This is a genomic window from uncultured Methanobrevibacter sp., assembly GCF_900316895.1.
Taxonomy (GTDB): Archaea; Methanobacteriota; Methanobacteria; order Methanobacteriales; family Methanobacteriaceae; genus Methanocatella.
In genome coordinates this window covers 1-2,894 of sequence record NZ_ONER01000130.1, presented here as the reverse complement: position 1 = coordinate 2,894, position 2,894 = coordinate 1, and the positions used below count along the sequence as shown (strand labels likewise).

The 2,894-nt window shown below is 36.6% G+C and carries 3 protein-coding genes and 1 pseudogene; 3 read left to right on the top strand and 1 reads right to left on the bottom strand.

Annotation, left to right across the window (positions count from 1 at the left end):
- On the bottom strand, positions 1-1,466 hold a 1,466-nt coding region (locus tag QZN27_RS09595), incomplete at its 3' end, for an IGHMBP2 family helicase (RefSeq protein WP_296786947.1).
- A 44-nt stretch (positions 1,467-1,510) separates the two neighbouring features.
- On the opposite strand from QZN27_RS09595, the gene QZN27_RS09590 reads away from it, so the two are divergent.
- From QZN27_RS09590 to QZN27_RS09980, 3 genes and pseudogenes are all read left to right on the top strand, one after another.
- Positions 1,511-2,251, top strand: a complete 741-nt coding sequence (locus QZN27_RS09590; protein ID WP_296786944.1) for a succinylglutamate desuccinylase/aspartoacylase family protein — start codon at positions 1,511-1,513, stop codon at positions 2,249-2,251.
- An 87-nt stretch (positions 2,252-2,338) separates the two neighbouring features.
- Positions 2,339-2,662 (top strand): hypothetical protein, encoded by a 324-nt coding sequence (locus tag QZN27_RS09585; protein WP_296786941.1) that lies wholly within the window; start codon positions 2,339-2,341, stop codon positions 2,660-2,662.
- A 113-nt stretch (positions 2,663-2,775) separates the two neighbouring features.
- A pseudogene (locus tag QZN27_RS09980) lies at positions 2,776-2,894 on the top strand (hydrolase); the annotation flags it as partial.

The window sequence follows — 2,894 nt, the reverse complement described above, 5'->3', positions numbered from 1 at the left end:
TCCTGATGGGAATCCAGGATGTCTCTGATGTTTATGTCATCCACGCTTGAATCGCTTTTAAGGCCGTTATTGTAAAACTCCTCATTTGGAAACTTCATTAAAAGACTGTTCATACGGTATTGTATATCCAATAATTGTGATTTGAATGGATACATTCTTATTAGCTCTTCAAACAATGTTTTTGACAATGCCCCTGCTCGGTCACTGATTATTGTTGGAGGGAGCTGCTTGTGGTCTCCCGCAAGGATGAACCTGTGGGCCTTTGCAATTGGAATAAGTACGCTTGGGATTGTGGCCTGTGAAGCCTCATCAATGATTGCAACATCAAACTTGACTCTTGCAATGGCTTCAAGGGCAGATGATGAGTTTGTGGCCAGTATCACATCGCTTGAGTCGATGATGTCTTTTATCATTCTGTTTTCAATCCTTTTGATTTCGTCATGGGCCTCATCGATTTCCTGATTGATTTCAATCCATTTTGCCATTGATTTCATTTTGTCTGAGCTTATTCCACGTCCGCCTTTACCTTTTGATGCCATATGAAGAATGTCATAATCGCCATAGCCTCTGCGGTACTGTGGGGTTGGCTTTGTGTGGACCTTGCGCTTTTCAATCATATTGTCAATCTTTTTGTGGATCTTTTTGATTTTCTTGTTCAGCTTGTGGTTTTCAGCCTTGTATGCAAGGGTCTGTGTGATGTTGTGCTTTGAAACCCTTTGGGGGTGTCCGAGCCGTGTAAGGGTCAATTTTTTGTTGTCCATCAGTCTTTCCAAAATGTTGTCAACGGCTGCATTGCTTTCTGCAGTTGCCAGTACCTTATGGCCTTGCCTTGTTTCCTGTGAGATTAATTCAACCAATGTCCTTGTTTTTCCGGTTCCGAATGGCCCATGTATCAGAAAGAAATTTTCACATGAGAGGGCATTTTCGATAGCCTCCTTTTGCGAATCGTTGAGATTTTCATCGATATATGCTATATAAGGCACATCCCTGTTCTTCTTTGGATTTCTCTCATTCAGAATGTATTCCAAAGCATTTTTGCCCTTTAGGCTCAAATGGTTCAGGTTATCCTCCATTCTTCTGAAGGTGATGTCATTGGCATACAGGTCAAGTCTGACCTTCTTTTTGATTGCCCATTTTGGGACGCGCTTGTCAAAGGCAACCTTGATGAATCTGGCACCTTTCTCGGTGACTGTGCCGGTCAAATCGCTTCTTAATGGATTGTCGGTGCTGACCAGTACCATGTCTCCGACTGATATTTCTGTGTCGATTACCTCAGACCTTCCGAACTGAACTATCTGCAGGCCCAATTCCTTGCCTAAACTTTTTCCCTTTACTTTATTGATGGCTCTTCCCAGTTCTTCCCTTTTTTGACCTGACATTGTGCTTATTTCACGTGTCATCAGGTCAATTTCAGCATCTCTTTCATAATTGATAAGCGTTATCAGGTTTTTTATATATTTCTTCATTTTCATACTTATTTTTAAATAAGAGTTTCACTGTATATTTAATTATGCTTTTCAAAAAAATTGAGGAATTTGGAAATCTTGAAATGGCCTACATTTCCGATTTTTCAGGGGGTTATGTTTCACGAAATAAGGTTGTCCTGGATAATTTGGAATTAAACAGATTTACTCAATTTGTACTTGAAAAATGTGTTTTTGGAACTCCAATATTTAAATTAGGCAATAAAGGCAATAGTATACTGGTTTTATCGGGAATTCATGGAAATGAACTGCCTCCGCAAGTTGCCAATTTGAAATTATTTAATGAAATGTTATATGAGGATTTAAATCACACTTTATATTTTATTCCATTTGCAGCGCCCCGATCCACTATGGAAAATCAAAGAACATTAAATTCAATGGATTTAAATCGTTCAGCCCATATTAAAAACTCCATAAGCAATTTAATTGTTCAGGCGGTTGAAAATTTGGACATACGTTTTGTTGGGGATTTCCATTCAACTTCTTTCAATTCAAATCCTGGCATAGAATCCATATTTTCATCAAAATCTCCCTGTGCTGAAAGCTATTTGATTGCAAATTACATTTCACGGGATATTGGATGTGATGTTTTGTCTGTTGACTTTGCAGGCTCTTATTATAAAGGCGCAGTTGAGGATGTTTGCAATTTAAAGGGTGTTCCAGCCATCACTGGTGAAGTTGTATGTCCATTTGCCAATATAGCTAAGGGAACGGTTGAAAGGTCATATGCCCAAATTGTGAGTTTTTTGGAATATTTCGGAATCTAAAATTATGTGAATAATTTTTAGAAATTTTTATATATGTTCTCTATATATTTATGTGAAAAAAATTCAGGAATCCCCATCCTCTATAGGATGGGGTGGTTCAACAAAAAGAAAACAAAAATCAAAGCCAAAAACAAAAAATTCAAAGCAAGCAAAAAAATCAAGAGGATTACAGTAACTCTAACAACAATAAAAGGATCTTCTGTCAACGGCAAAAAATACCTAAAAGCGGGTAAAAAACTCACATTGAAAGTCAAAGGCAAAATCTATAAGGCTAAAATCAATAAGAAAGGTAAAGCTGTATTTAAAATCAAAAAATTCAATAAAAAAGGAACATTCAAAGCAAAAATCAGATTCAAAGGAGATAATATATATAAAACCTCCAGCAAAAAGATAAAAATTAAAATTAAATAATTGAATCGGCCCAGTCTTTGCATGGTGCATATTTTTTGAGGGCATTAGTTTTCAAATGCTCTCTCATTAACCTTTTAAATATAAACATTCTATTTTTAACTAAGGTGATTAAAATGTCGTCCTATAAGGGTCATTCAATATTTGCAGTTCTACTTTCGTTGATGTTTTTTCACAATCCTCTAACAATTGCTTTAACATTAATCGGTGCAAATATTCCGGATTTTGACCATGA

What these genes read in the sequence shown, in the direction of transcription:
- QZN27_RS09590 (WP_296786944.1), top strand. Translation starts at nt 1,511, where the DNA reads ATGCTTTTCAAAAAAATTGAGGAATTTGGAAATCTTGAAATGGCCTAC.
- QZN27_RS09585 (WP_296786941.1), top strand. Translation starts at nt 2,339, where the DNA reads ATGGGGTGGTTCAACAAAAAGAAAACAAAAATCAAAGCCAAAAACAAA.